Source organism: Streptomyces sp. AC512_CC834, assembly GCF_019049325.1.
GTDB lineage: Bacteria > Actinomycetota > Actinomycetes > Streptomycetales > Streptomycetaceae > Streptomyces.
Genome location: NZ_JAGMUO010000113.1, coordinates 18,569 through 42,619 on the forward strand (window position 1 = coordinate 18,569; position 24,051 = coordinate 42,619).

The following is a 24,051-nucleotide window of genomic DNA, read 5'->3' on the forward strand; positions in this document are numbered from 1 at the left end:
AGGGCAACCTAACCGGCTGCCGCCGGTGGAAGCGAGCCGGGACCGCGGCCGTCTCGGGTGCCGGGCTCGGGGACGACCCGCGCCAGGACCTCCCGTGCGTACATCTCGTCGTAGGGCGTGTCCGTCAGCAGGACCTGGAGGCAGATGCCGTCCAGTACGGCGACGAGGGCGCGGGCCGTCACCGGGTCCGTGCGCCGGGCCAGGAGGGCGCCGACGCCCTCGGCCCACTCGGCGGCGACCGGACGCAGGGCGGGGCGGCGCAGGGCGGCCAGGTACAGCTCGTACTCCAGCTCGACGCCGGTGCGGTCGCCGCCCAGCCACTCGCCGAGGACGCGCGCGAGTTCGCCGGGCAGGTCGGCGTCGGGGGCGAGGGCGGCGTCGGGGGCGGACAGGGCCGGGTGCGCGGCGACCACCTTGGCGAAGCCCTCGTTGGCCTGGCGCAGGGCGGCGACCAGGAGTTCGTCCAGGGTCGCGAAGTGGTACGTCGTGGAGCCGAGGGGGACGTCCGCCTCGGCGGCGACGGTGCGGTGGCTGAGGCCGGCGATGCCCTTCTCCCCCACGACCCGGATCGCCGCGTCGATGATCCGCTGCCGTCGCTCGGGGTCGTGGCGGCGGGACATCAGTGCGCACCGTCCAGGTTGAGGACGACGACGCCGATGATGATCAGCGCGATGCCGGCGGCCTTGGTCGCCGTCATCCCCTCACCCATGAAGGCCACGCCGATCGTGGCGATGGCGGCCGTGCCCACGCCGGCCCAGATGGCGTACGCGGTGCCCACGGAGAGGATCTTCAGGGTCTGGGCGAGGAGTGCGAAGGAGAGTACGTACCCGAGCGTCGTCAGCAGCGAGGGGACCAGCTTGCTGAAGCCCTCGCTGTACTTCATGGCGGTGGTCCCGGCGACCTCGGCGGCGATGGCTCCGGCCAGGAGCAGATATCCCATGCGTACGAGCGTACATAACGAGAGTACGCGGGGACAGGGAAACAGCGACACGGGAAACAGCCACACGGAAAACGGCGGCACCCGAGGGGTGCCGCCGTTCTCCGGAACGGTGCCGGTGTGTCTCAGACGGTGTGTCTCAGACGTTGAAACCGAGCGCGCGCAACTGCTCGCGGCCGTCGTCCGTGATCTTGTCGGGGCCCCACGGCGGCATCCAGACCCAGTTGATGCGCAGCTCGTTGACGAGGCCGTCCGTGGCGGACTTGGCCTGGTCCTCGATCACGTCCGTCAGCGGACAGGCCGCCGACGTCAGGGTCATGTCGATGGTGGCGATGTTCGCGTCGTCGATGTGGACGCCATAGATCAGGCCCAGGTTGACGACGTCGATGCCCAGCTCGGGGTCCACGACGTCCAGCAGGGCCTCGCGGACCTCCTCCTCGGAGGCCGGTTTCATTTCCACGGTCTCACTCATGCCGTCGTCTCCTTCTCGGCGTCGGCGCCGTCCAGTGCCTGGGCCGTCGCGTCCTTCCAGGCCATCCAGCTCAGCAGGGCGCACTTGACCCGGGCCGGGTACTTCGAGACCCCGGCGAACGCGACCGCGTCCTCCAGGACCTCCTCCATCGCGTCGTCGGGCTCGATCCTGCCCTTGGACTGCATCAGCTCCAGGAAGGTCTCCTGGATCCGCCGCGCCTGGGCCAGGTCCTTGCCGACCAGCAGCTCGTTCAGCACGGAGGCGCTCGCCTGGCTGATCGAGCAGCCCTGGCCCTCATAGCTGACGTCACTGATCGTCGTACCGTCGTACTTCACGCGGAGCGTGATCTCGTCGCCGCATGTCGGGTTGACGTGGTGGACCTCGGCGTCGCCATCCCGCAAGCCCCGCCCGTGCGGGTTCTTGTAGTGGTCCAGGATGACTTCCTGGTACATGGAGTCCAGCTTCATGCTCTTCGCTCGTCCCGTCAGCCGAAGAAGTTCCGTACGTGCTCCAGGCCGTCGACCAGCGCGTCGATCTCGGTCGGCGTGGAGTACAGATAGAACGACGCTCGCGTGGTCGCAGGAATTCCGTAGCGCAGGCAGACGGGGCGGGCGCAGTGGTGCCCGACCCGGACCGCGATGCCCTGCTCGTCCAGTACCTGACCCACGTCGTGCGGGTGGATGTCTCCCAGCGTGAAGGAGATCGCCGCGCCGCGCTCCTCGGCCGTCGTCGGGCCGATGATGCGCAGGTCGGGGACCTCCAGCAGACGCTTGACCGCGTACTCGGTCAGCGCGTGCTCGTGGGCGAGGATCTTGTCCATGCCGATCGAGTTCAGATAGTCGATCGCCGCGCCGAGACCGACCGCCTGCGCGACCGGGGGTGTGCCCGCCTCGAACTTGTGCGGGGCCGGGGCGTAGGTGGAGGAGTGCATCGAGACGGTCTCGATCATCTCGCCGCCGCCGAGGAACGGCGGGAGGTCCTCAAGGAGCTCCTGGCGGCCCCACAGGACGCCGATGCCGGTCGGGCCGCACATCTTGTGGCCGGTGAAGGCCACGAAGTCGGCCTGGAGGGCCTGTACGTCCAGCGGCATGTGCGGCGCGGCCTGGGAGGCGTCGATGCAGACGAGGGCGCCGACCTCCTGGGCGCGGCGCACGATCGCCTCGACCGGGTTCTGGGTGCCCAGGATGTTGGAGACCAGCACGAAGGAGACGATCTTCGTCTTCTCGGTGATGACCTCGTCGATGTTGGACAGGTCCAGGCGGCCGTCGTCGGTGAGGCCGAACCAGCGGAGCTTCGCGCCGGTGCGCTGCGCCAGCAACTGCCACGGCACGATGTTGGAGTGGTGCTCCATCTCCGTGATGACGATCTCGGTCTCGTGGTCCACGCGGTAGGGGTCGTCGGCCCAGCCCAGCATGTTCGCGACGAGGTTGAGGGACTCCGAGGCGTTCTTGGTGAAGATCACCTCGTCGCGCGAGGGCGCGTTGATGAACTCCGCGACCTTGTCACGTGCGCCCTCGTACAGCGCCGTGGCCTCCTCGGCGAGGACGTGCACGCCTCGGTGGACGTTGGCGTTGTAGCGCTCGTAGTAGTCGCTGAGCGCGTCCAGCACCTGTCGCGGCTTCTGGCTGGTCGCCGCGTTGTCCAGGTACACGAGCTTGTGCCCGTCGTGGACCTGGCGGTCCAGGATGGGGAAGTCCTTGCGGATCGCCTCGCCCAGAAGCCTGGACTCGTCGAGGAGGCCCGGCAGCTCTGTCACTCGGATGCGCCACCCTTCGTGTATGCCTCGTAGCCCTCGGCCTCCAGCTTGTCGGCCAGCTCGGGGCCGCCCGACTCGGCGATGCGGCCGTTCGCGAAGACGTGGACGTGGTCGGGCTTGATGTAGCGCAGGATGCGCGTGTAGTGCGTGATCAGCAGCGTGCCGACCGCACCGGACTCGCGGACTCGGTTGACTCCCTCGGAGACGACGCGCAGGGCGTCGACGTCGAGGCCGGAGTCGGTCTCGTCGAGAACCGCGATCTTCGGCTTGAGCAGCTCGAGCTGGAGGATCTCGTGGCGCTTCTTCTCACCGCCGGAGAAGCCCTCGTTGACGTTGCGCTCGGCGAAGGCGGGGTCCATGTTGAGGTTCTGCATGGCCTCCTTGACCTCCTTCACCCAGGTGCGCAGCTTGGGGGCCTCGCCGCGGACGGCGGTGGCGGAGGTGCGCAGGAAGTTGGAGACCGAGACGCCGGGCACCTCGACCGGGTACTGCATGGCGAGGAACAGGCCGGCGCGGGCGCGCTCGTCGACGGACATCTCCAGGACGTCCTCGCCGTCGAGGGTGACGGTGCCGCTGGTGATCGTGTACTTGGGGTGACCCGCGAGCGAGTAGGCGAGGGTGGACTTGCCGGAGCCGTTGGGGCCCATGATGGCGTGCGTCTCGCCCTGCTTCACGGTGAGGTCGACGCCCTTGAGGATCTCCTTCGTGGCGTTGTCGGCCTCGACGGTGACGTGCAGGTCTCGGATTTCAAGCGTTGCCATGGGTGCCTCAGGACTCCTGGGTGAGGGAGACGAGCACGTCGTCCCCTTCGATCTTTACGGGGTAAACGGGGACGGGGCGCGTCGCCGGAAGACTGTCGGGCTTGCCGGAACGGAGGTCGAAGCGCGAGCCGTGCAGCCAGCACTCGATGTGGCAGTCGTCGACCTCGCCCTCGGCGAGGGAGACGTTCGCGTGCGAACAGATGTCGTTGATCGCGAAGACCTCGCCCTCGGTCCGCACGACGGAGATGGGCGTGCCGTCGAGTTCCACCCGCTTGGGGGTGTCCTCCTCCAGCTCGTCCGCTCCACAGACGCGTACGAAGGTCATGCGACCGACGCCTCCAGCTCCTCTTCGATCTTGGTGAGGAGGCGCTCCTCGATGTCCGCGACGCCGATCTGCTGGACCAGCTCGGCGAAGAAGCCGCGGACCACCAGGCGGCGGGCGTCGATCTCGGGGATGCCGCGCGCCATCAGGTAGAAGAGCTGCTCGTCGTCGAAGCGGCCGGTGGCGGAGGCGTGGCCGGCGCCGACGATCTCGCCGGTCTCGATCTCCAGGTTCGGCACCGAGTCGACCCGGGCGCCGTCGGTGAGGACGAGGTTGCGGTTCATCTCGTAGGTGTCGGTGCCCTCGGCCTTGGCCTCGATGAGCACGTCGCCGATCCAGACGGCGTGCGCGTCCTCGCCCTGGAGCGCGCCCTTGTAGACGGCGTTGGACTTGCAGTGCGGGACGTTGTGGTCGACCAGGAGGCGGTGCTCCTGGTGCTGGCCGGCGTCGGTGAAGTACAGACCGAACAGCTCGGCCTCGCCGCCGGGTCCTGCGTAGGCCACGCGCGGGTGCAGCCGGACCAGGTCGCCGCCGAAGGTGACCACGAAGGACTTGAAGCCGGCGTCGCGGCCGATCAGCGCGTTGTGCTGGCCGACGTGCACGGCCTTGTCGTCCCAGTCCTGGACGGAGACGACGGTCAGCTTGGCGCCGTCACCCAGGACGTAGTCCACGTTGGCGGCGAGCACCGCGTCACCGGTGTGGTCGATGACGACCACGGCCTCGGCGAAGGCGCCCAGCTCGACGACCTGGTGGGCGTAGGCGGTGCCGCCCTGGCCGTGCACGGCGATCCGGATCGGCTCGGTGAGGACCGTCTCCTTGGGGACGGTGATCACGCCTGCCTTCTCGAACGCCGAGTAGGCCTGGGCGGCGACCCGGTCCACCGGGGCGCCCGCCCTGCCGATGCGCGCGTCGTCGCGGCCGACGGTCTCGACGACGACGCCCTCGGGCGCGTCGATGTCGACCTTCACGCCGTCGCCGGTGGCGACCGCGGTGCCGTCGTGCAGCCCGCGCAGCCGCTCAAGCGGCGTGAACCGCCACTCCTCCTCGCGGCCGTGGGGGACGGGGAAGTCCGCCACGTCGAAGGACGCGGGTGCGCTCATGCGCGTGGCGACGGTCGACTCGGCGGCCACCGCGATCTGGCCCGCGGTGGTGGACCCCACGGGGATGTTCTGAGCCTCAGCCATGGCTGTCGGTCTGCTCTCTTCCTGCGTCAGAAATCTGGCGACTGCTTCGGGGGGCGGGTCTCAGCCGACCGCGCCTTCCATCTGCAGCTCGATCAGCCGGTTGAGTTCGAGGGCGTACTCCATGGGCAGCTCCTTCGCGATCGGCTCGACGAAGCCGCGCACGATCATCGCCATCGCCTCGAACTCGGTCAGACCGCGGCTCATCAGGTAGAAGAGCTGGTCCTCGGAGACCTTGGAGACGGTCGCCTCGTGGCCCATGGACACGTCGTCCTCGCGGACGTCCACGTAGGGGTACGTGTCGGAGCGGGAGACGGTGTCGACGAGCAGCGCGTCGCACAGCACGTTCGACTTGGAGCCGTGGGCACCCTCGCCGATCTCGACGAGACCGCGGTAGGAGGTGCGGCCGCCGCCGCGCGCCACGGACTTCGAGACGATGTTGGACGACGTGTTCGGCGCCATGTGGACCATCTTGGAGCCGGCGTCCTGGTGCTGGCCCTCGCCCGCGAAGGCGATGGACAGGGTCTCGCCCTTGGCGTGCTCGCCCATCAGGTAGACGGCCGGGTACTTCATCGTCACCTTGGAGCCGATGTTGCCGTCGATCCACTCCATGGTCGCGCCCTCGTACGCCACGGCGCGCTTGGTGACCAGGTTGTAGACGTTGTTCGACCAGTTCTGGATGGTCGTGTAGCGGCAGCGGGCGTTCTTCTTGACGATGATCTCGACCACGGCGGAGTGCAGCGAGTCCGACTTGTAGATCGGCGCGGTGCAGCCCTCGACGTAGTGCACGTAGGCACCCTCGTCGACGATGATCAGGGTCCGCTCGAACTGGCCCATGTTCTCCGTGTTGATACGGAAGTAGGCCTGGAGCGGGATCTCGACGTGCACGCCCTTCGGCACGTAGATGAAGGAGCCGCCGGACCACACGGCGCTGTTCAGCGACGCGAACTTGTTGTCGCCGACGGGGATGACGGTGCCGAAGTACTCCTTGAAGAGCTCCGGGTGCTCCTTCAGGGCCGTGTCGGTGTCCAGGAAGATGACGCCCTGCTCCTCCAGGTCCTCGCGGATCTGGTGGTAGACGACCTCGGACTCGTACTGGGCCGCGACACCGGCGACGAGGCGCTGCTTCTCCGCCTCGGGGATGCCGAGCTTGTCGTACGTGTTCTTGATGTCCTCGGGCAGGTCCTCCCAGGACTCCGCCTGCTTCTCCGTGGAGCGCACGAAGTACTTGATGTTGTCGAAGTCGATCCCCGACAGGTCCGAGCCCCAGTTCGGCATGGGCTTCTTCTCGAACAGGCGCAGGCCCTTGAGGCGGAGCTTGGTCATCCACTCCGGCTCGGACTTCTTCTCGGAGATGTCCCGGACGACGTCCTCGTTGATGCCGCGCTTGGCAGAGGCGCCGGCCGTGTCGGAGTCGGCCCAGCCGTATTCGTACGTGCCCAGGCCCTCGAGCTCAGGGTGAGCAGTCTCCGTGGGGAGAGTCATGCGGGGTTCCTCCCGGCCGTGCTTGCAGATGCGTGAGCGGTGTTCGTGGGTGGCTGCGCCGCGGGCGGCGGCGCGTGCGAAGTCTTCGGAATGAACGTGGTGCAGACCCCGTCGCCGTGCGCGATGGTCGCGAGCCGCTGTACATGTGTACCGAGCAGCTCGGCGAAAAATTCCGTCTCCGCCTCGCACAACTGCGGAAACTGCTCCGCGACGTGGGCGACCGGGCAGTGGTGCTGGCACAGTTGCTCGCCCTGCTGGGGGTGGGGTGCGCTCCGTGCGGTGGCAGCGTACCCGTCCTTGCTCAGGGCCTTGGCCAGGGCTTCCGCGCGCTTTTCGGCGGGGACGGACTCGACGGCCTTGCGGTACGCGCCCGACTGGGCGGCGATCCTGGCGCGGGCGAAGGCGGCGATCGCCTGCTCCCCGCCCTCCCGCTCGGCGATCCAGCGCAGGGCGTCGGCGGCCAGCTTGTCGTACGACTGGTCGAAGGCGTCCCGGCCGCAGTCGGTGAGCGCGAAGACCTTGGCGGGCCGTCCGCGCGTGCGCGCGCCGTAGACCCGCTGCTCGCGGGCCTCGACCACGTCGTCGGCGACCAGGGCGTCGAGGTGGCGCCGGACGGCGGCCTGGGTCAGGCCCAGGCGTCCGGCGAGCTCGGCGACGGTCGACGGCCCGTGGTCCAGGATGGAGCGCGCGACACGGTTGCGGGTGGACCGCTCACCGGTCGCGAGTTCCTCCTGCGGAGCCTCGCCAACGTTTTTCACAACGCCATTGTTGCGTAATTCATCCGGGGCGGGCAAGCCGGGTCCGGATCATCGGACGGTGCCCTACGTCACTTAGGTATACCTAACGTGACCTGCGGAAACGATCTTTGATCGATCACTGCGGGAAGGGTGAGGAGAGGGCGAGGGGAGGGCGAAGGGAGGGCACGGCGGCAATCGGGTGGCGTCCCCGAGCCGCTTCCGGAACACTCCCCCGCATGCCCACACCCCCTCCCACCGGCCCACTCGTCACCCGGGGCACGATCGCCGCCGGGCTGCGCGAGCTGGGGGTGCGCACCGGCGACACCCTCCTCGCGCACTCCTCCCTCAGCTCCCTCGGCTGGGTCTGCGGAGGGCCCGTCGCCGTCGTCCAGGCACTGCTCGACGTACTCGGTCCGGACGGCACCCTGGTGGTCCCTACCCAGACCGGCGACCTCTCGGACCCGGCGCTGTGGCAGAGCCCGCCGGTGCCCGAGGAGTGGTGGGACACCGTGCGGGCCGCGATGCCCGCCTACGACCCGTTGATCACCCCCTCGCGCGGGGTCGGCGTACTCCCCGAGACGGTGCGCACCTGGCCGGGCGCCCGGCGCAGCGCGCATCCGCAGACCTCCTTCGCGGCCCTCGGCGCACGTGCCGCCGAGGTGGTCGCGGGGCACGCGACCGACTGCCGGCTCGGCGAGCGCAGTCCGCTGGCCACGCTGGAACGGCTGGACGCCCGGGTGCTGCTGCTCGGCGCGGGCTACGAGGCGTGCACCGGCTTCCACCTCGCCGAGTACCGGATCCCCTCCCCCCTGGTGGAGGTGGGGCGCCCGGGGCCGGTGGGCTGGGAGCGGGTGACCGAGGTGTCGATCACGTCGGAGCGGTTCGACGAACTGGGCCACGACTTCGAGCGCGACCGTCCCGTCGTACGCGCGAGGCTCGGCGCGGCCGACGTACGCCTGTTCCCACTGCCGGACGCGGTCGCCTACGCCGAACGGTGGCTGACCACGCACCGCCCGCGCGACTGAGGCCCGCACGCAGGTGCGGTGAGGAGTTTTCCACACCCCCGCGCCCGATGGCCCGTCCACCTACCTAGACTCGTGACCCATGCGAAGCGAGCCCGTCGTCCAGGTCCAGGCCCTGGTGAAGCGGTACGGCACGAAGACCGCGGTGGACGGCCTCGACCTGGTGGCCCGTACGGGTGTCACCGCCGTGCTCGGTCCCAACGGGGCGGGCAAGACGACCACGGTCGAGACCTGCGAGGGATACCGGAGGCCGGACTCCGGGACCGTGCGCGTCCTGGGCCTGGACCCGGTGAGACAGGGCTCCGAGCTGCGCCCGCGGATCGGCGTGATGCTCCAGTCCGGCGGCGTCTACTCCGGTGCGCGCGCGGACGAGATGCTGCGCCACGTCGCGAAGCTGCACGCCCATCCGCTGGACGTCGGCGCGCTGATCGAGCGGCTCGGGCTCGGCTCCTGCGGCCGCACGACGTACCGCAGGCTCTCTGGCGGGCAGCAGCAGCGGCTGGCCCTCGCGATGGCCGTGGTCGGCCGCCCTGAGCTGGTGTTCCTGGACGAGCCGACCGCGGGCCTGGACCCGCAGGCCCGCCGCGCCACCTGGGACCTCGTACGGGACCTGCGCGGCGACGGCGTCTCGGTGATCCTCACCACGCACCACATGGACGAGGCCGAGCAACTGGCCGACGACGTCGCCATCGTCGACACCGGCCGGGTCGTCGCACAGGGCTCCCCGGAGGAGCTGTGCCGCGGCGGCGCCGAGAACACCCTGCGGTTCTCCGGCCGCCCCGGACTGGACGTCGCGTCCCTGCTCAAGGCGCTCCCCGCGGACTCCGCGGCAGCCGAGCTGACGCCGGGCTCCTACCGGGTGAACGGCGAGGTCGACCCGCAACTGCTCGCGACGGTGGCCTCCTGGTGCGCCCAGCACGGAGTGATGCCGGACCGCATCTCGGTGGAACGGCACACCCTGGAGGACGTGTTTTTGGAGCTGACGGGCAGGGAGCTGCGTTCATGACGACGACCACGGACACCGCCGGGAGCACCGGCGGCACCGGCCCCGGCACCTACGCCCCGAAGCCCGGCGCCGCTCCGCTGGGGCGCATGATCGCGGCGCAGGCCGTCCTCGAGACGAAGATGCTGCTGCGCAACGGCGAGCAACTGCTGCTGACGGTGATCATCCCGACGCTGCTGCTCGTCCTGTTCAGCTCCGTGGACATCATCGACACCGGAGCCGGCGAGGCCGTCGACTTCCTCGCCCCCGGCATTCTCGCGCTCGCCGTGCTGTCGACGGCGTTCACCGGGCAGGCCATCGCCACCGGCTTCGAGCGCCGGTACGGGGTGCTGAAGCGGCTGGCCGCCTCACCGCTGCCCCGCTGGGCCCTGATGACCGCGAAGACGGCGTCGGTCCTGGTCACCGAGGTGCTCCAGATCGTCCTGCTGACGGTGATCGCCTTCGCGCTGGGCTGGTCGCCGCACGGCAACCCGGCCGCCGTGCTGCTGCTCCTGGTCCTCGGCACCGCCGCCTTCTCCGGGCTCGGGCTGCTCATGGCGGGCACGCTGAAGGCGGAGGCCACGCTGGCCGCCGCCAACCTGGTCTTCCTGCTGCTCCTCGTGGGCGGCGGGGTCATCGTGCCGCTGGACAAGTTCCCGGACGCCGCTCAGAGCGTGCTGGGGCTGCTGCCGATCTCCGCCCTGTCGGACGGGTTGCGGGACGTCCTCCAGCACGGGGCCTCGATACCCTGGGGCGACCTGGGCATCCTCGCCGTGTGGGCGGTCGTGGGGCTCGCGGCCGCGGGGAAGTTCTTCCGCTGGGAGTAGGGACGCATCCCCGGAGGCCGACCCTCGTGAAAGCGTGCACAAGCGGGCGCCTACGATGGACGGCGTGCCAAACGTGACCCGCGCCGACGCCGCAGCAGCCGTGCGCAACCCGCTCGCCTTCATCGCCGCACGCTGGACCCCGCACCCCCGCACGGTCCGGCGGGCGGCCTTCATCGCGCTCGCCATGGCGGTGGTCATCGTCGTCACCGGCGGTGCGGTACGCCTCACCGGCTCCGGCCTCGGCTGCCCGACCTGGCCCAAGTGCACCGACGACTCGCTCACCACCACCAGCGAGATGGGCTTCCACGGCGTCATCGAGTTCGGCAACCGCATGCTGACGTACGTGCTGTGCGCGGCGGTCGGCTGGGCGATCATCGCCGCCCGGTCGCAGAAGCCGTACCGGCGCAGCGTGACGCGGCTGGGCTGGCTGCAGTTCTGGATCGTCATGGGCAACGCCGTCCTCGGCGGCATCGTGGTCCTGGTCGGCCTCAACCCGTACACGGTCGCGGCCCACTTCCTGCTGTCCACGGCCCTGATCGCCGTGGCGACCGTGATGTGGCAGCGCACCCGGGAGGGCGACACGGCACCGCGCCCCCTGGTCGGCAAGGCGGTCCAGCAGTTGACGTGGGTCCTGACCGCCGTCTCGGTCCTGCTGATCGCGGTCGGCACCGTGGTGACCGGCGCCGGGCCCCACGCGGGTGACTCCAGCGACGTCGCGCGGATGCCGATCGACTGGGAGACGGTGAGCAAGGCGCACGCCGTTCTGGCGTGGGTCGTGGTGACGCTGACGTTCGCCCTGTGGTTCGTGCTGAAGGCGGTCGACGCGCCCAAGGGGCCGCTGGCCCGCACCCGCGACCTGTTCCTGGTGCTGCTCTCCCAGGGGGCACTGGGCTACATCCAGTACTTCACCGACCTTCCCGAGGTCCTGGTCGGCCTGCACATGTTCGGCTCGTGCCTGGTGTGGATCGCGGTACTGCGGGTGCTGCTGTCGCTGCGCGAGCGGCCGGAGGAGACGGCGGCCGGGCTGCCGGCTCAGGAGTACGCGCCCACCAGCGTGTCGATGGCCGGTCCCAGGTAGCTCCGGGTCAGCTCGGCGCGGCGGCCGGTCCACTCCTGGGTGGCCGCGGGCCGCGCCGGATCGCCGTACCGCCGTTCGCTGATGTCCTCGACGACCTCACCGGGCGCCCCCAGGGCGGGCAGTTCGTCCAGGGCCTGCCTCTTGGTGATCAGGCGGCCCTCCCGCAGCGTGGCGGTGGCGCGGGCGAAGGTGAGCAGACCCAGGTCGACCCAGACGTCCTGCCGCCACAACTCGGCCCTGCGCACGGTCGGCCGCCAGAAGTCCCGCTGGTCGCGGACGACGAACTCCGCCAGTTCGCCGTCCGCCACCGGGGGCAGCAGTTCCTTGGGCGACTCGCCGTACAGGACGCGTCCGAAGCTGTGGAGTTCGCGCCGGGTGACCGGGGTGACCGTCCGCTTGAAGAGCTGCCGGTGGGCCCAGGTCAGGTGCCGCTGGTCGGGGTCGGCCGAGGTGGCGGGCGACAGGTAGGTGCAGTGCAGCAGTCCGGCCAGGGGGTCGGCGCGCAGACCGGCGTGGAGCAGTCCCAGTTGCCAGGCGGTGCGGGCCGTGGCCGGCCGGGGCAGGATCGCGATCAGGTCGAGGTCGCTGCGGCCCTCCTGGTAGTCGCCCCCGCCCAGTGAGCCGTGGGCCCAGACGGCGACGGGGCCGAGGGGCAGCAGGCCGGTGAGGAAGCGGTCGAGCAGGGCGTCGGTCGGCATCCGCCCAGTGTCGACGATTCGGTCCAGCCCGTACACCCGTCACTCCGGTGCGTACGCCCGTCACTCCAGCCCGTACACCCGCCCGGCGTTGCCCGAGGCGATCATCCCCGCCACCCGTTGCGCGTCCCCCAGCGACCACGCCCCCTCGGCCACCCAGGTGCCCAGCACCCGGCCGAGGGCCTCGCGGAACAGGCGGGCGGCGACGACGTGCAGCTCGGGCAGGCCCTGGGCGCCACTGGAGAAGAGGATCTTGCCGAAGGGGGCCAGTTCCAGGATCTCCGCGAGGACCGTCGCGGCCCGGGCGCCGGTACGCACCAGGGCGGCGCCCGAGTCGGCGTAGACGTGCGGGAAGACACCGGCCAGGTGGGCGGCGTGGCGGTGGTACGGGTAGCCGTGCAGGAGGATCAGGTCGGTGCCGAGGCCGGCGGTGGCCCGTACGAAGTCGGTGAGCAGGACCGGGTCGGTGCGGTCGATGCGCAGGCCGGGCTCGCCCAGGCCCGCGTGCAGTTGCAGCGGCAGGCCCGAGGCGACGGCGATCCACAGCAGGTGGCGCAGCAGCACCGGGTCGCTCAGCTCGCCGCCGACCTCGCGTCCGGTCAGCCAGCGGGCGGCGGCACCGCGCACCTCACCGGCGCCGGGGGGTTCCGGCGCGAGCGCCAGGCCGTGTCGTACGCCCGCGACGGAGGTGAAGGCGACCGCGTTCGCGGCGGCCCCGTGCACGGCCTCGGCGAGGTTGGCGAGGAAGGATTCGACGGTGCCCGAGGTGTCGGCGACCTGCTCGGCGAGGAGTTCCAGGCGCACGATCTCGCGGGTGTCCGCGTTCGCGGCCGAGGCCATCTCGGCGGGGCCGGTGAGGTCACCGGGCAGCCCCGCGTCGACCAGGTACGTCGTGATGCCGCTGCCGCGCAGCAGCCGGCGGTCGGCCTCCATGACGCCCAGTTCGCGGCGCCGGGCCAGGTAGCGGGCGGGCGGGCAGTGCGGTTCCAGGCCGAGCAGGGGCGGGCACCAGCGGCGTACCGCGAAACCGGTCTGGGTGTCGAAGAGGGTGGTGCCGGGGGCCGGCGGCCCCTCGGTGCGGGCCAACTGGGCCTCGAAGGTGCCGAGGCCCAGCTCTGTTCTCAGGACGCCGTGGCAGTACTGATCCACCAGGGACGGCGTTTCGATCATCCGGGCTCCCCGTGCTGGGACCGTGCGCCTCGCGGCTCGCGCGCCGTGCGACTCGAGCCTCGACGCTTCCTACGGTCCTAACGGGTGAACCCGGTCTCAGGTGTTGCTCGGGCCTCCGACCTGGATGCCCGCCATGCGCGACCACTCGTAGCGGCCCGTCGCCACCTTGGCCGCGAACTCGCCGTCGAAGTCCTCGTGGACGGTGATCCCGGACTTCTCGACGGCCTTTCGGGCCGCCTCGTAGGAGCGCGCGACCAGGTCGCCCCAGGCGCCGTCCTCGCCGACGAGCACGATGCGGGCGCCGCGCTCGCCGAGGTAGGCCACCTGGGCCTCGGCGCCGCCGTGGGCCTTGGCGAAGGTGTCGATCCGTCCGGCCATCCGGGTCACCCGGTGCTCGGCCCACCGGTGCGCCCATCCGGCGGCCTTGCTGTCGCCCTGCTCGGTGTCCACCTGCTGCGTGTCTGCCATGAACAGGATGCTACCGACGGGTAGATCGAACGGCGACGGGCGGGGTGCGTGGCCTTGACCACGCACCCCGCCCGTCGGACGTCTACAGAGGTACCGCGGAGGTACCGCGCAAGCGGCGCTGCAAGAGACGCCCGCAAGAGGCGCTCAGCGCAGGAAGGGGTCCACCGCGATCGCCAGGAACAGCACCGACACGTAGGTGATGGACCAGTGGAACAGCCGCATCTCCTTGAGCTTGCCGCCCGAGACCTCGGCCTTGGCGCGGTTCTGCAGCCCGTGCGCCTCCCACAGCCACATGCCGCCGGCCAGCAGGGCGACCGCCGTGTAGAACCAGCCGGTGTAGCCGAGCGGCGTCAGCAGCAGCGACACCGCGACCATCGCCCAGCTATAGATCACGATCTGCCGGGCCACGACCTTGTTGGAGGCGATGACCGGCAGCATCGGCACGCCCACGCGCGCGTAGTCGTCCTTGACCTTCATGGACAGCGGCCAGTAGTGCGGCGGCGTCCAGAAGAACATCACCGCGAAGAGGATGATCGGCGCCCAGGACATCGAGTTGGTCACGGCCGACCAGCCGATGAGCACCGGCAGACAGCCGGCGATGCCGCCCCAGACGATGTTCTGCGAGGTGCGCCGCTTGAGGATCATCGTGTAGACGACGACGTAGAAGAGGAGCGCGCCGAGCGAGAGCCAGGCCGACAGCCAGTTGACGGTGAGGCCGAACAGCAGGGTCGAGACGACGGCCAGGGCGATGCCGAAGACCAGGCATTCGACCGGACTGACCATGCCGGTCACCAGCGGGCGCTGCGAGGTCCGGTCCATCAGCGCGTCGATGTCGCGGTCGATGTACATGTTGAGCGCGTTGGCGCCGCCTGCCGACAGGTACCCGCCGAGGCAGGTCAGCAGCACCAGCTTCAGATTCGGAACGCCCTGCTCGGCGAGGAACATCACCGGAACGGTGGTGATCAGAAGAAGCTCGATGATCCGCGGCTTGGTCAACGCCACGAACGCCTTGACACGGGCCCCGAACGGCCGGTGACTCGGGCTCTGGTTCGTCCCGATAACCCCCGCAGGACGGGATTCAACGGCCGTCACGCACACCCCTGACAGAGACATCCCAGCAAGCCCGACCGTGTGAAGTGGCGGTAAAGGCTCGCGCGTACCACGCCACTTTAGACGTTGCCCATACCTCGGCCTTCGCGGGGGTGGGGTCGTGTTGAAGGGGGCGCTCCGACGTGCGTTCGGAGAGTCGATTGAGCAGTCAGATGAGCGGCTCCGTATTCACTTGCCGAATGCGGTTTCGCCCAGTCGACAGGCGGATCGAGAAGAGTCCCGGCAGTCTTGTTTCCAGCGGAAAAACGCACGTACTTACGGGGGTAGGCTCAACAACGGCCGGCCGACTCACGGACGCGCCGGCAGCCGGTGGGCGCCCACGTGCACCGGCATCCGACATGTGGAGAGGAGCCCTGACTCAGGGTGAGCACCAAGCCGACCACCACAGACCTCGAGTGGACCGAACTGGACCAGCGGGCCGTGGACACCGCCCGCGTCCTGGCCGCCGATGCCGTACAGAAGGTTGGCAACGGCCATCCGGGTACGGCGATGAGCCTGGCGCCCGCCGCCTACACCCTCTTCCAGAAGGTGATGCGGCACGACCCCGCCGACGCGAACTGGGTCGGACGCGACCGTTTCGTGCTGTCCGCCGGCCACTCGTCCCTGACCCTCTACACCCAGCTCTACCTGGCCGGTTTCGGCCTGGAGCTGGCGGATCTGGAGTCGTTCCGCACCTGGGGTTCCAAGACCCCCGGGCACCCGGAGTACGGGCACACCACGGGCGTGGAGACGACGACGGGCCCGCTGGGTCAGGGTGTCGCCAACGCGGTGGGCATGGCCATGGCCGCCCGCTACGAGCGCGGCCTGTTCGACCCGGAGGCCGCCGAGGGCACCTCCCCCTTCGACCACTTCGTCTACTGCGTCGCCGGTGACGGCTGCCTCCAGGAGGGCATCTCCTCCGAGGCGTCCTCGCTCGCGGGCCACCAGAAGCTCGGCAACCTGGTCCTGCTGTGGGACGACAACCACATCTCCATCGAGGGTGACACGGAGACCGCCGTCTCCGAGGACACCTGCAAGCGCTACGAGGCGTACGGCTGGCACGTGCAGCGGGTCGCCCCGAAGCCGGACGGCGACCTCGACCCGAACGCGCTCTACGACGCGATCGAGGCGGCGAAGCAGGTCACCGACCGGCCGTCGTTCATCGCGATGCGCTCGATCATCGCCTGGCCCGCCCCGCACGCGCAGAACACCGAGGCGGCGCACGGCTCGGCGCTCGGCGACGAGGAGGTCGCGGCCACCAAGCGGGTCCTGGGCTTCGACCCGGAGAAGTCCTTCGACGTCTCCGACGAGGTCATCGAGCACACGCGCGGCGCCCTGGAGCGCGGCCAGGCGGCCCGCGCGGTGTGGGAGAAGTCCTTCCAGCAGTGGCGGGACAACAACCCGGACCGCGCCGCCGAGTACGAGCGGGTCGCCAGGGGTGAGCTGCCCAAGGGCTGGGAGGAGAAGATCCCGGTCTTCGAGGCGGACAAGGGCCTCGCCACCCGCGCCGCGTCCGGCAAGGTGCTCCAGGCGCTCGGCGCGGTCGTCCCCGAGCTGTGGGGCGGCTCGGCCGACCTGGCCGGCTCGAACAACACGACGATCGACAAGACGTCGTCCTTCCTCCCGGCGGACAACCCGCTGCCCGAGGCGGACCCGTACGGCCGCACCATCCACTTCGGCATCCGCGAGCACGCGATGGCCGCGGAGATGAACGGCATCGCGCTGCACGGCAACACCCGCATCTACGGCGGAACGTTCCTGGTCTTCTCGGACTACATGCGCAACGCGGTGCGGCTGTCGGCGCTGATGCACCTGCCGGTGACGTACGTGTGGACGCACGACTCCATCGGTCTGGGCGAGGACGGCCCGACCCACCAGCCGGTCGAGCACCTCGCCTCGCTGCGCGCGATCCCGGGTCTGAACGTGGTCCGCCCGGCCGACGCCAACGAGACCGCCATCGCCTGGCGCGAGATCCTGCGCCGCTGGACGAAGGAGTTCGGCAAGGGTCAGCCGCACGGTCTGGCGCTGACCCGTCAGGGCGTGCCGACGTACGAGCCCAACGAGGACGCGGCCAAGGGCGGCTACGTGCTGTTCGAGGCCGACGGCGGCGACGCCGAGGTCGTCCTCATCGCCACCGGCTCCGAGGTGCACGTCGCCGTCGGGGCGCGCGAGCAGCTCCAGGCCGACGGTGTGCCGACCCGTGTGGTGTCCATGCCGTCCGTCGAGTGGTTCGAGCAGCAGGACCAGGGGTACCGGGACAGCGTCCTGCCCCCGTCCGTGAGGGCCCGGGTCGCGGTGGAGGCCGGGATCGGCCTGACCTGGCACAAGTACGTGGGCGACGCCGGCCGCATCGTCTCCCTGGAGCACTTCGGTGCTTCGGCGGACGCCAAGGTGCTCTTCCGCGAGTTCGGCTTCACCGCCGAGAACGTGGCCGCCGCCGCGCGGGAATCCCTCGCCGCGGCCCGGCGCTGACGCTCGTAACGACATATAGGAGATGCATTTTCCATGACAGACGCACTCAAGCGCCTCTCCGACGAAGGCGTCGCGATCTGGCTGGACGACCTGTCGCGCAAGCGGATCACGTCCGGCAACCTCGCCGAGCTGATCGACCAGCAGCACGTCGTGGGCGTCACCACCAACCCGTCGATCTTCCAGAAGGCGATCTCCCAGGGCGACGGCTACGACCAGCAGCTCTCCGACCTCGCCTTCCGCAAGGTCACGGTCGAAGAGGCCATTCGCATGATCACCACGGCGGACGTCCGCGACGCCGCCGACATCCTGCGTCCCGTCTTCGACGCCACCGGCGGCAAGGACGGCCGGGTCTCCATCGAGGTGGACCCGCGCCTCGCGCACAACACCGGGGCGACGATCGCCGAGGCCAAGCAGCTCGCCTGGCTGGTGGACCGGCCCAACACCTTCATCAAGATCCCTGCGACCGAGGCGGGTCTGCCGGCGATCGCCGAGACCATCGGTCTGGGCATCAGCGTCAATGTCACGCTGATCTTCTCGCTGGAGCGGTACCGCGCGGTCATGGACGCCTTCCAGACCGGCCTGGAGAAGGCCAAGGAGCGCGGCCTGGACCTCTCGCGGATCCACTCGGTGGCGTCCTTCTTCGTGTCCCGCGTGGACACCGAGATCGACAAGCGGATCGACGCGCTCGGCACCGACGAGGCCAAGGCCGTGCGCGGCAAGGCCGCCGTCGCCAACGCGCGGCTCGCCTACCAGGCGTACGAGGAGGTCTTCGCCGCCGACCGCTGGGCCGCCCTGGAGAAGGCCGGCGCCAACAAGCAGCGTCCGCTGTGGGCGTCGACGGGCGTGAAGGACAAGGCGTACAGCGACACCATGTACGTCACCGACCTGGTCGCGCCGAACACGGTGAACACGATGCCGGAGGCGACCCTGTTCGCCACCGAGGACCACGGCGAGATCACCGGCAACGCCGTCGCCGGCACCTACGAGCAGGCCCGCGCCGACCTCGACGCGGTCGAGAAGCTCGGGATCGGCTACGACGACGTGGTCCAACTGCTGGAGAAGGAGGGCGTCGCGAAGTTCGCGGACTCCTGGAACGACCTGCTGAAGTCGACCGAGGCGGAGCTGAAGCGCCTCTCCCCCTCGGAGGGCTAAAACATTGTCAAGCAGCAACCCGCTGCGTGACCCCGCAGACCGACGGCTCCCGCGTATCGCGGGGCCGTCGGGTCTGGTCATCTTCGGCGTCACCGGCGACCTCTCCCGCAAGAAGCTCATGCCCGCCGTGTACGACCTCGCCAACCGGGGTCTGCTGCCGCCGGGCTTCTCGCTCGTCGGGTTCGCCCGCCGCGACTGGGAACACGAGGACTTCGCCCAGGTCGTGCACGACGCCGTCAAGGAACACTCCCGTACGCCGTTTCGCGAGGAGGTCTGGCAGCAGCTCATCCAGGGGATGCGCTTCGTCCAGGGCACCTTCGACGACGACGACGCCTTCGAGCGGCTGCGCGGCACCATCGAGGAGCTGGACAAGGCACAGGGCACGGGCGGCAACTTCGCCTTCTACCTGTCGGTGCCGCCGAAGTCCTTCCCGGTGGTCATCAAGCAGCTCAAGAAGCACCAGCTTGCCGACCAGTCGAGCGGCTCCTGGCGCCGCGCGGTGATCGAGAAGCCGTTCGGCCACGACCTGAAGTCGGCCGAGGAGCTCAACGCGATCGTCCACGAGGTGTTCGCCCCGGACCAGGTCTTCCGCATCGACCACTACCTGGGCAAGGAGACCGTCCAGAACATCCTGGCGCTGCGCTTCGCCAACACGATGTTCGAGCCGATCTGGAACCGGTCCTACGTGGACCACATCCAGATCACCATGGCCGAGGACATCGGCATCGGCGGCCGGGCCGGCTACTACGACGGCATCGGCGCCGCCCGTGACGTCATCCAGAACCACCTGCTCCAGTTGCTCGCGCTGACCGCCATGGAGGAGCCCGCCTCCTTCGACGCGGACGCGCTGGCCGCCGAGAAGACCAAGGTGCTGGGGGCGGTCCGCCTCCCCAAGGACCTGGGCGAGCACACCGTGCGCGGCCAGTACGCGGCCGGGTGGCAGGGCGGCGCCAAAGCCGTCGGCTACCTGGAGGAGGACGGCATCGACCCCAAGTCGAAGACCGACACCTACGCCGCGATCAGGGTCGGCATCGACAACCGCCGCTGGGCGGGCGTCCCCTTCTACCTGCGCACCGGCAAGCGTCTCGGCCGCCGCGTGACGGAGATCGCGGTCGTCTTCCAGCGGGCCCCGCACTCCCCGTTCGACTCGACGGCCACCGAGGAACTCGGCTCGAACGCGATCGTCATCCGCGTCCAGCCCGACGAGGGCGTCACCGTCCGCTTCGGCTCCAAGGTGCCGGGCACCTCGATGGAGATCCGGGACGTGTCCATGGACTTCGCCTACGGCGAGTCGTTCACGGAGTCGAGCCCGGAGGCGTACGAGCGGCTGATCCTGGACGTCCTTCTGGGCGACGCGAACCTGTTCCCGCGCACCGAGGAGGTCGAGCTGTCCTGGAAGATCCTCGACCCGATCGAGGAGCACTGGGACACGCACGGCACCCCGGCCCAGTACCCGGCCGGCACCTGGGGGCCCGTCGAGGCGGACGACATGCTGGAGCGAGACGGACGGAGCTGGCGCCGGCCATGAAGACAGACCTCACGGACACCACGGCCAGCAAGATCAACAAGGCACTGGTCCTCGGCCGCCGGGCCATCGGCACCCCGGCCATCGGCATGGTGCTCACCCTCGTCATCGTCACCGACGAGGAGAACGCCTACGACGCGCTGAAGGCCGCGAGCGACGCCGCGCACGAGCACCCCTCGCGCACGCTCGTCGTCATCAAGCGCGTCTCCCGATCGCCCCGGGACCGCACCAGGTCCCGGCTGGACGCCGAGGTACGCCTCGGCGCCGACGCGGGCACCGGCGAGACGATCGTGCTGCGGCTGCACGGCGACGTCGTCGACCACGCCCAGTCGGTGGTCCTGCCGCTGCTGCTGCCGGACGCCCCGGTGGTGGTGTGGTGGCCGGTGAACGCGCCGCTGGACCCGGCCAAGGACCCGCTGGGCGCGCTCGCCCAGCGCCGGGTCACCGACACCTACGCCTGCGAGGAGCCGGTACGGGAGCTGGTGGCCCGCGCCGACGCCTACGCGCCCGGCGACACCGACCTGTCGTGGACCCGCATCACGCCGTGGCGCTCGATGCTGGCGGCGGCCCTGGACCAGGTCGACTGCGAGGTGCAGGCGGTCGAGGTGGAGGGCGAGGAGTTCAACCCGAGCTGCGAGCTGCTCGCCATGTGGCTCGCGGACCGGCTGGACGTGCCGGTGAAGCGCTCGGCGTCGAACGGCCCGGGTCTGACGGCGGTCCGGATGGACACCGACTGCGGTCCGGTCGTCCTGGACCGGGCCGACGGCACGCTGGCGAACCTCTCCATCCAGGGCCAGCCGGCCCGCGCGGTCGCGCTCAAGCGCCGCGAGACGGCCGAGCTGATCGCGGAGGAGCTGCGGCGCCTCGACCCGGACGACACGTACGCCTCGGCGCTGCGCTACGGGGTGAACCGCCTGAACGCGCCGGCCAAAGGAGACTCCGGCGACGGTGCGGGCGCCCTCGCGGCCGCCGCTCCCGTCGGGTCGGCTGCGAAAGCTCCCGCGAAGGACGCGACGCGGGAGAAGGCACCGGTGACGAAGGCGGCGGCGAAATGAGCGACACCCCGCAGCTCGTCGTGCACCGTGACAAGGAGCTGATGGCCGAGGCCGCGGCGGCCCGCCTCATCACGAAGATCGTGGACGCGCAGGCCTCCCGGGGCAGCGCGTCCGTGGTCCTCACCGGCGGCCGCAACGGCAACGGCCTGCTCGCGGCCCTCGCCGCCTCCCCGGCCCGGGACGCGATCGACTGGTCCCGCCTGGACCTGTGGTGGGGCGACGAGCGCTTCCTGCCGGAGGGCGACCCGGAGCGCAACGTCACCCAGGCGCGCGCGGCGCTGCTCGACACGGTGGCGCTGGACCCGAAGCGGGTGCACGCGATGCCGGCGTCCGACGGCCCGTACGGTTCGGACGTGGAGGCGGCGGCAGCGGCCTACGCCCAGGAGCTTGCCACGGCGTCCGTCCCGGAGAACCACGCCGCGGTCCCGTCCTTCGACGTCCTGCTCCTCGGCGTCGGCCCGGACACGCACGTGGCCTCGCTCTTCCCGGAGCACCCGGGAGTCCGCGAGACGGACCGCACGGTGATCGGCGTCCACGGCTCCCCCAAGCCGCCCCCCATCCGCGTCTCCCTGACCCTCCCCGCGATCCGCGCCGCCCGTGAGGTGTGGCTGCTCGCGGCGGGCGAGGACAAGGCGAACGCGGTCGCGATGGCCCTCTCGGGCGCGGGCGAGATCCAGGCCCCGGCCGCGGGCGCCCGGGGCCGCGCCCGCACCCTGTGGCTCCTGGACTCGGCGGCGGCTTCGCAGCTCCCGAGATCCCTGTACCCACCGGCGTCGGCCTGATCCGTCCCGCCGGACGCCCCCGACCGTGTGCCCTTGCTCGCACGGTCGGGGGCTTTGCTCTCCCCGGTGGAGGATGCCGGGCGGGATCTCTGGCCCGTGTCCGGCCCTGGTTTCAGCCGGTAGCGATCTCCCTGTGCGAGGCTGTCTCCCGGGCCCGCGCTTCGGCAAAGTGGACGCCATGACTCTGGGGTTCAGCGGTGACGTCGCCGAGTACTACGCGAAGTTCAGGCGTGGTTATCCACCTCAGGTGCTCGATGCGCTGCAAACAGCCTTCGAGCTGACCACCGACGACCTGGTGCTCGACCTCGGATGTGGCACGGGCCAGTTGACCATCCCGCTCGCCCGGCGGGTCCGTTCGGTCATCGGTATGGATCCTGAACCGGACATGCTCCGCCTCGCGAGGGAAGAAGCCTCAAGGCAGGGAGTGCGGAACACGACGTGGGTCCTGGGTGCCGACACCGATGTTCCCGCGTTCGGAGACCTGCTGGGGCAGCGGTCGTTGGCGATGGCGGTCATCGGGCAGGCACTCCACTGGATGCGGCACGAGGAGCTCTTCCGTGCCCTGCCGCCCCTGGTCCGGGCCGGAGGCGGTGTCGCGGTGGTCGCCAACGGGACACCCCTGTGGCTGCAGGACAGCGATTGGTCGCGCTCCCTGCGGGCCTGCTTGGAGGACCACTTCGGCACGGAACTGAAGGCGTCCTGCGGCACCGGCGCATCAGACCGGCTTCGCTATACGCGGGCCCTGGAGGCGGCCGGCTTCGAAGGGGTCCGGGAGATCGTGATCGAATACAGCGACGAGCTGAGCTTCGACCAGCTCATCGGCGGCGTCTACTCCGCTGTCCCCGCAGATGAGCTGCCCGCAGCGGACGACCGGCCGGCGTTCGCAGCGGGGATCAGGCAGAGGCTCCCGCCGGATCAGCATTTCACTGAAGACGTCGCTGTTTCCGTGCTTGTGGGCCGGAAGACGTAGTCAGGGCTACCGCACGGGGGGTCACTGGCGGCCGCGCAGCTCCCGGTAGGTGGCGACCAGCGCCTTGGTGGACGCGTCCAGACCGGGCACCTCGGCCCCCTCGCTGAGTGCCGGCTCCACGCGCTTGGCGAGCACCTTGCCCAGCTCGACGCCCCACTGGTCGAACGAGTCGATGTTCCAGATCGCGCCCTGCACGAACACCTTGTGCTCGTACAGCGCGATGAGCTGGCCGAGGACGGAGGGGGTCAGCTCGGTGGCCAGGACGGTCGTGGTGGGGTGGTTGCCCCGGAACGTCTTGTGCGGGACCAGCTCCTCCGCCACCCCCTCGGCGCGTACCTCGTCCGGGGTCTTGCCGAAGGCGAGTGCCTGGGTCTGGGCGAAGAAGTTGGCCATGAGCAGGTCGTGCTGGGCCTTGAGTCCGTCGCTCAGCTCGGCCACGGGCCGGGCGAAGCCGATGAAGTCCGCCGGGATCAGCTTGGTGCCCTGGTGGATCAGTTGGTAGTAGGCGTGCTGGCCGTTGGTGCCCGGCGTGCCCCAGACCACGGGTCCGGTCCGCCACTCGACCGGGTTCCCGTCGCGGCCTGTGGACTTGCCGTTGGACTCCATGTCGAGCTGCTGGAGGTACGCGGTGAACTTCGACAGGTAGTGCGAGTACGGCAGCACCGCGTGCGACTGCGCGTCATGGAAGTTGCCGTACCAGACGCCCAGCAGGCCCATCAGCAGGGGCACGTTGGACTCGGCGGGCGCGGTGCGGAAGTGCTCGTCGACGATGCGGAAGCCGTCGAGCATCTCCCGGAAGCGGTCCGGGCCGATGGCGATCATCAGGGACAGCCCGATCGCCGAGTCGAACGAGTACCGGCCGCCGACCCAGTCCCAGAACTCGAACATGTTGGCCGTGTCGATGCCGAAGCCGGCGACCTTCCCGGCGTTCGTCGACAGCGCCACGAAGTGCCGCGCGACCGCGGCGTCGTCACCCAGGGCGGTCAGCAGCCAGGTCCGGGCGGAGGTGGCGTTGGTGATCGTCTCGATGGTGGTGAAGGTCTTGGACGCGATGACGAACAGCGTCTCGGCCGGGTCCAGGTCCCGGAGCGCCTCGTGCAGGTCGGCGCCGTC

Annotated in this window: 25 protein-coding genes; 10 read left to right on the forward strand and 15 right to left on the reverse strand. The window is 70.2% G+C overall.

Annotation, left to right across the window (positions count from 1 at the left end; all coding sequences use genetic code 11):
• Positions 1 to 8 precede the first annotated feature (8 nt).
• The 10 genes from KUM40_RS35070 to KUM40_RS35115 form a co-directional block, all read right to left on the reverse strand.
• The gene (locus KUM40_RS35070) at positions 9 to 620 is read right to left on the reverse strand and encodes a TetR/AcrR family transcriptional regulator (protein WP_217170352.1); all 612 of its coding nucleotides are present in this window, start codon (positions 618 to 620) and stop codon (positions 9 to 11) included.
• Positions 620 to 940, reverse strand: coding sequence for a multidrug efflux SMR transporter (locus KUM40_RS35075; RefSeq protein ID WP_217170353.1), 321 nt, complete (start codon positions 938 to 940; stop codon positions 620 to 622). Before KUM40_RS35075 ends, KUM40_RS35070 begins: the two co-directional genes overlap by 1 nt.
• Before the next feature lie 136 nt (positions 941 to 1,076).
• Positions 1,077 to 1,409 carry a metal-sulfur cluster assembly factor gene (locus tag KUM40_RS35080; RefSeq protein ID WP_007448279.1) on the reverse strand — a complete coding sequence of 111 codons (333 nt, stop codon included), beginning with the start codon at positions 1,407 to 1,409 and terminating at the stop codon, positions 1,077 to 1,079.
• Complete coding sequence (gene sufU, locus KUM40_RS35085) at positions 1,406 to 1,876, reverse strand: Fe-S cluster assembly sulfur transfer protein SufU (protein WP_217170354.1); 471 nt, start codon at positions 1,874 to 1,876, stop codon at positions 1,406 to 1,408. Before sufU ends, KUM40_RS35080 begins: the two co-directional genes overlap by 4 nt.
• A gap of 17 nt (positions 1,877 to 1,893) precedes the next feature.
• Positions 1,894 to 3,165, reverse strand: coding sequence for a cysteine desulfurase (locus KUM40_RS35090; protein WP_217170355.1), 1,272 nt, complete (start codon positions 3,163 to 3,165; stop codon positions 1,894 to 1,896).
• Complete coding sequence (sufC, locus tag KUM40_RS35095) at positions 3,162 to 3,926, reverse strand: Fe-S cluster assembly ATPase SufC (RefSeq protein ID WP_217170356.1); 765 nt, start codon at positions 3,924 to 3,926, stop codon at positions 3,162 to 3,164. The genes KUM40_RS35090 and sufC overlap by 4 nt, the downstream gene beginning before the upstream one ends.
• A 7-nt stretch (positions 3,927 to 3,933) precedes the next feature.
• Complete coding sequence (locus tag KUM40_RS35100; RefSeq protein WP_053128856.1) at positions 3,934 to 4,251, reverse strand: non-heme iron oxygenase ferredoxin subunit; 318 nt, start codon at positions 4,249 to 4,251, stop codon at positions 3,934 to 3,936.
• Positions 4,248 to 5,432 (reverse strand): Fe-S cluster assembly protein SufD, encoded by a 1,185-nt coding sequence (sufD, locus tag KUM40_RS35105; protein ID WP_217170357.1) that lies wholly within the window; start codon positions 5,430 to 5,432, stop codon positions 4,248 to 4,250. Before sufD ends, KUM40_RS35100 begins: the two co-directional genes overlap by 4 nt.
• Positions 5,433 to 5,492: 60 nt before the next feature.
• Positions 5,493 to 6,914, reverse strand: a complete 1,422-nt coding sequence (gene sufB / locus KUM40_RS35110) for a Fe-S cluster assembly protein SufB (RefSeq protein ID WP_217170358.1) — start codon at positions 6,912 to 6,914, stop codon at positions 5,493 to 5,495.
• Complete coding sequence (locus KUM40_RS35115) at positions 6,911 to 7,672, reverse strand: metalloregulator ArsR/SmtB family transcription factor (RefSeq protein WP_217170359.1); 762 nt, start codon at positions 7,670 to 7,672, stop codon at positions 6,911 to 6,913. Before KUM40_RS35115 ends, sufB begins: the two co-directional genes overlap by 4 nt.
• Before the next feature lie 215 nt (positions 7,673 to 7,887).
• On the opposite strand from KUM40_RS35115, the gene KUM40_RS35120 reads away from it, so the two are divergent.
• The 4 genes from KUM40_RS35120 (at position 7,888) to KUM40_RS35135 (ending at position 11,560) form a co-directional block, all read left to right on the forward strand.
• The gene (locus KUM40_RS35120; RefSeq protein ID WP_217170360.1) at positions 7,888 to 8,676 is read left to right on the forward strand and encodes an aminoglycoside N(3)-acetyltransferase; all 789 of its coding nucleotides are present in this window, start codon (positions 7,888 to 7,890) and stop codon (positions 8,674 to 8,676) included.
• Between the two features lie 79 nt (positions 8,677 to 8,755).
• Positions 8,756 to 9,679 (forward strand): ABC transporter ATP-binding protein, encoded by a 924-nt coding sequence (locus tag KUM40_RS35125; RefSeq protein ID WP_217170361.1) that lies wholly within the window; start codon positions 8,756 to 8,758, stop codon positions 9,677 to 9,679.
• Positions 9,676 to 10,482 (forward strand): ABC transporter permease, encoded by an 807-nt coding sequence (locus KUM40_RS35130; protein ID WP_217170362.1) that lies wholly within the window; start codon positions 9,676 to 9,678, stop codon positions 10,480 to 10,482. Before KUM40_RS35125 ends, KUM40_RS35130 begins: the two co-directional genes overlap by 4 nt.
• A gap of 55 nt (positions 10,483 to 10,537) precedes the next feature.
• Positions 10,538 to 11,560 carry a heme A synthase gene (locus tag KUM40_RS35135; protein ID WP_217170363.1) on the forward strand — a complete coding sequence of 341 codons (1,023 nt, stop codon included), beginning with the start codon at positions 10,538 to 10,540 and terminating at the stop codon, positions 11,558 to 11,560.
• Here the strand turns inward: KUM40_RS35135 and KUM40_RS35140 are convergent.
• From KUM40_RS35140 to KUM40_RS35155, 4 genes are all read right to left on the reverse strand, one after another.
• Positions 11,515 to 12,258 (reverse strand): nucleotidyltransferase, encoded by a 744-nt coding sequence (locus tag KUM40_RS35140; protein WP_217170364.1) that lies wholly within the window; start codon positions 12,256 to 12,258, stop codon positions 11,515 to 11,517. The genes KUM40_RS35135 and KUM40_RS35140 overlap by 46 nt on opposite strands.
• A gap of 60 nt (positions 12,259 to 12,318) precedes the next feature.
• Positions 12,319 to 13,425: an amidohydrolase family protein gene (locus KUM40_RS35145; protein ID WP_217170365.1), complete on the reverse strand. Its 1,107-nt coding sequence runs from the start codon at positions 13,423 to 13,425 to the stop codon at positions 12,319 to 12,321.
• Between the two features lie 96 nt (positions 13,426 to 13,521).
• Positions 13,522 to 13,893 (reverse strand): hypothetical protein, encoded by a 372-nt coding sequence (locus KUM40_RS35150; protein ID WP_254396150.1) that lies wholly within the window; start codon positions 13,891 to 13,893, stop codon positions 13,522 to 13,524.
• A 144-nt stretch (positions 13,894 to 14,037) separates the two neighbouring features.
• Positions 14,038 to 14,991: a heme o synthase gene (locus KUM40_RS35155; RefSeq protein WP_217170506.1), complete on the reverse strand. Its 954-nt coding sequence runs from the start codon at positions 14,989 to 14,991 to the stop codon at positions 14,038 to 14,040.
• Positions 14,992 to 15,366: 375 nt separating this feature from the next.
• On the opposite strand from KUM40_RS35155, the gene tkt reads away from it, so the two are divergent.
• The 6 genes from tkt (at position 15,367) to KUM40_RS35185 (ending at position 22,938) form a co-directional block, all read left to right on the forward strand.
• Positions 15,367 to 17,454: a transketolase gene (gene tkt, locus KUM40_RS35160; protein WP_217170366.1), complete on the forward strand. Its 2,088-nt coding sequence runs from the start codon at positions 15,367 to 15,369 to the stop codon at positions 17,452 to 17,454.
• 33 nt (positions 17,455 to 17,487) lie between these two features.
• Complete coding sequence (gene tal / locus KUM40_RS35165; RefSeq protein WP_217170367.1) at positions 17,488 to 18,606, forward strand: transaldolase; 1,119 nt, start codon at positions 17,488 to 17,490, stop codon at positions 18,604 to 18,606.
• 4 nt (positions 18,607 to 18,610) lie between these two features.
• Positions 18,611 to 20,134 (forward strand): glucose-6-phosphate dehydrogenase, encoded by a 1,524-nt coding sequence (zwf, locus tag KUM40_RS35170; RefSeq protein ID WP_217170368.1) that lies wholly within the window; start codon positions 18,611 to 18,613, stop codon positions 20,132 to 20,134.
• Complete coding sequence (opcA, locus tag KUM40_RS35175; RefSeq protein WP_217170369.1) at positions 20,131 to 21,186, forward strand: glucose-6-phosphate dehydrogenase assembly protein OpcA; 1,056 nt, start codon at positions 20,131 to 20,133, stop codon at positions 21,184 to 21,186. The genes zwf and opcA overlap by 4 nt, the downstream gene beginning before the upstream one ends.
• Positions 21,183 to 21,968, forward strand: a complete 786-nt coding sequence (gene pgl, locus KUM40_RS35180; RefSeq protein WP_217170370.1) for a 6-phosphogluconolactonase — start codon at positions 21,183 to 21,185, stop codon at positions 21,966 to 21,968. The genes opcA and pgl overlap by 4 nt, the downstream gene beginning before the upstream one ends.
• 178 nt (positions 21,969 to 22,146) lie before the next feature.
• Positions 22,147 to 22,938 carry a class I SAM-dependent methyltransferase gene (locus KUM40_RS35185; protein ID WP_217170507.1) on the forward strand — a complete coding sequence of 264 codons (792 nt, stop codon included), beginning with the start codon at positions 22,147 to 22,149 and terminating at the stop codon, positions 22,936 to 22,938.
• Between the two features lie 21 nt (positions 22,939 to 22,959).
• On the opposite strand, the gene pgi is transcribed toward KUM40_RS35185, so the two are convergent.
• On the reverse strand, positions 22,960 to 24,051 hold a 1,092-nt coding region (gene pgi / locus KUM40_RS35190; RefSeq protein WP_254396152.1), incomplete at its 5' end, for a glucose-6-phosphate isomerase.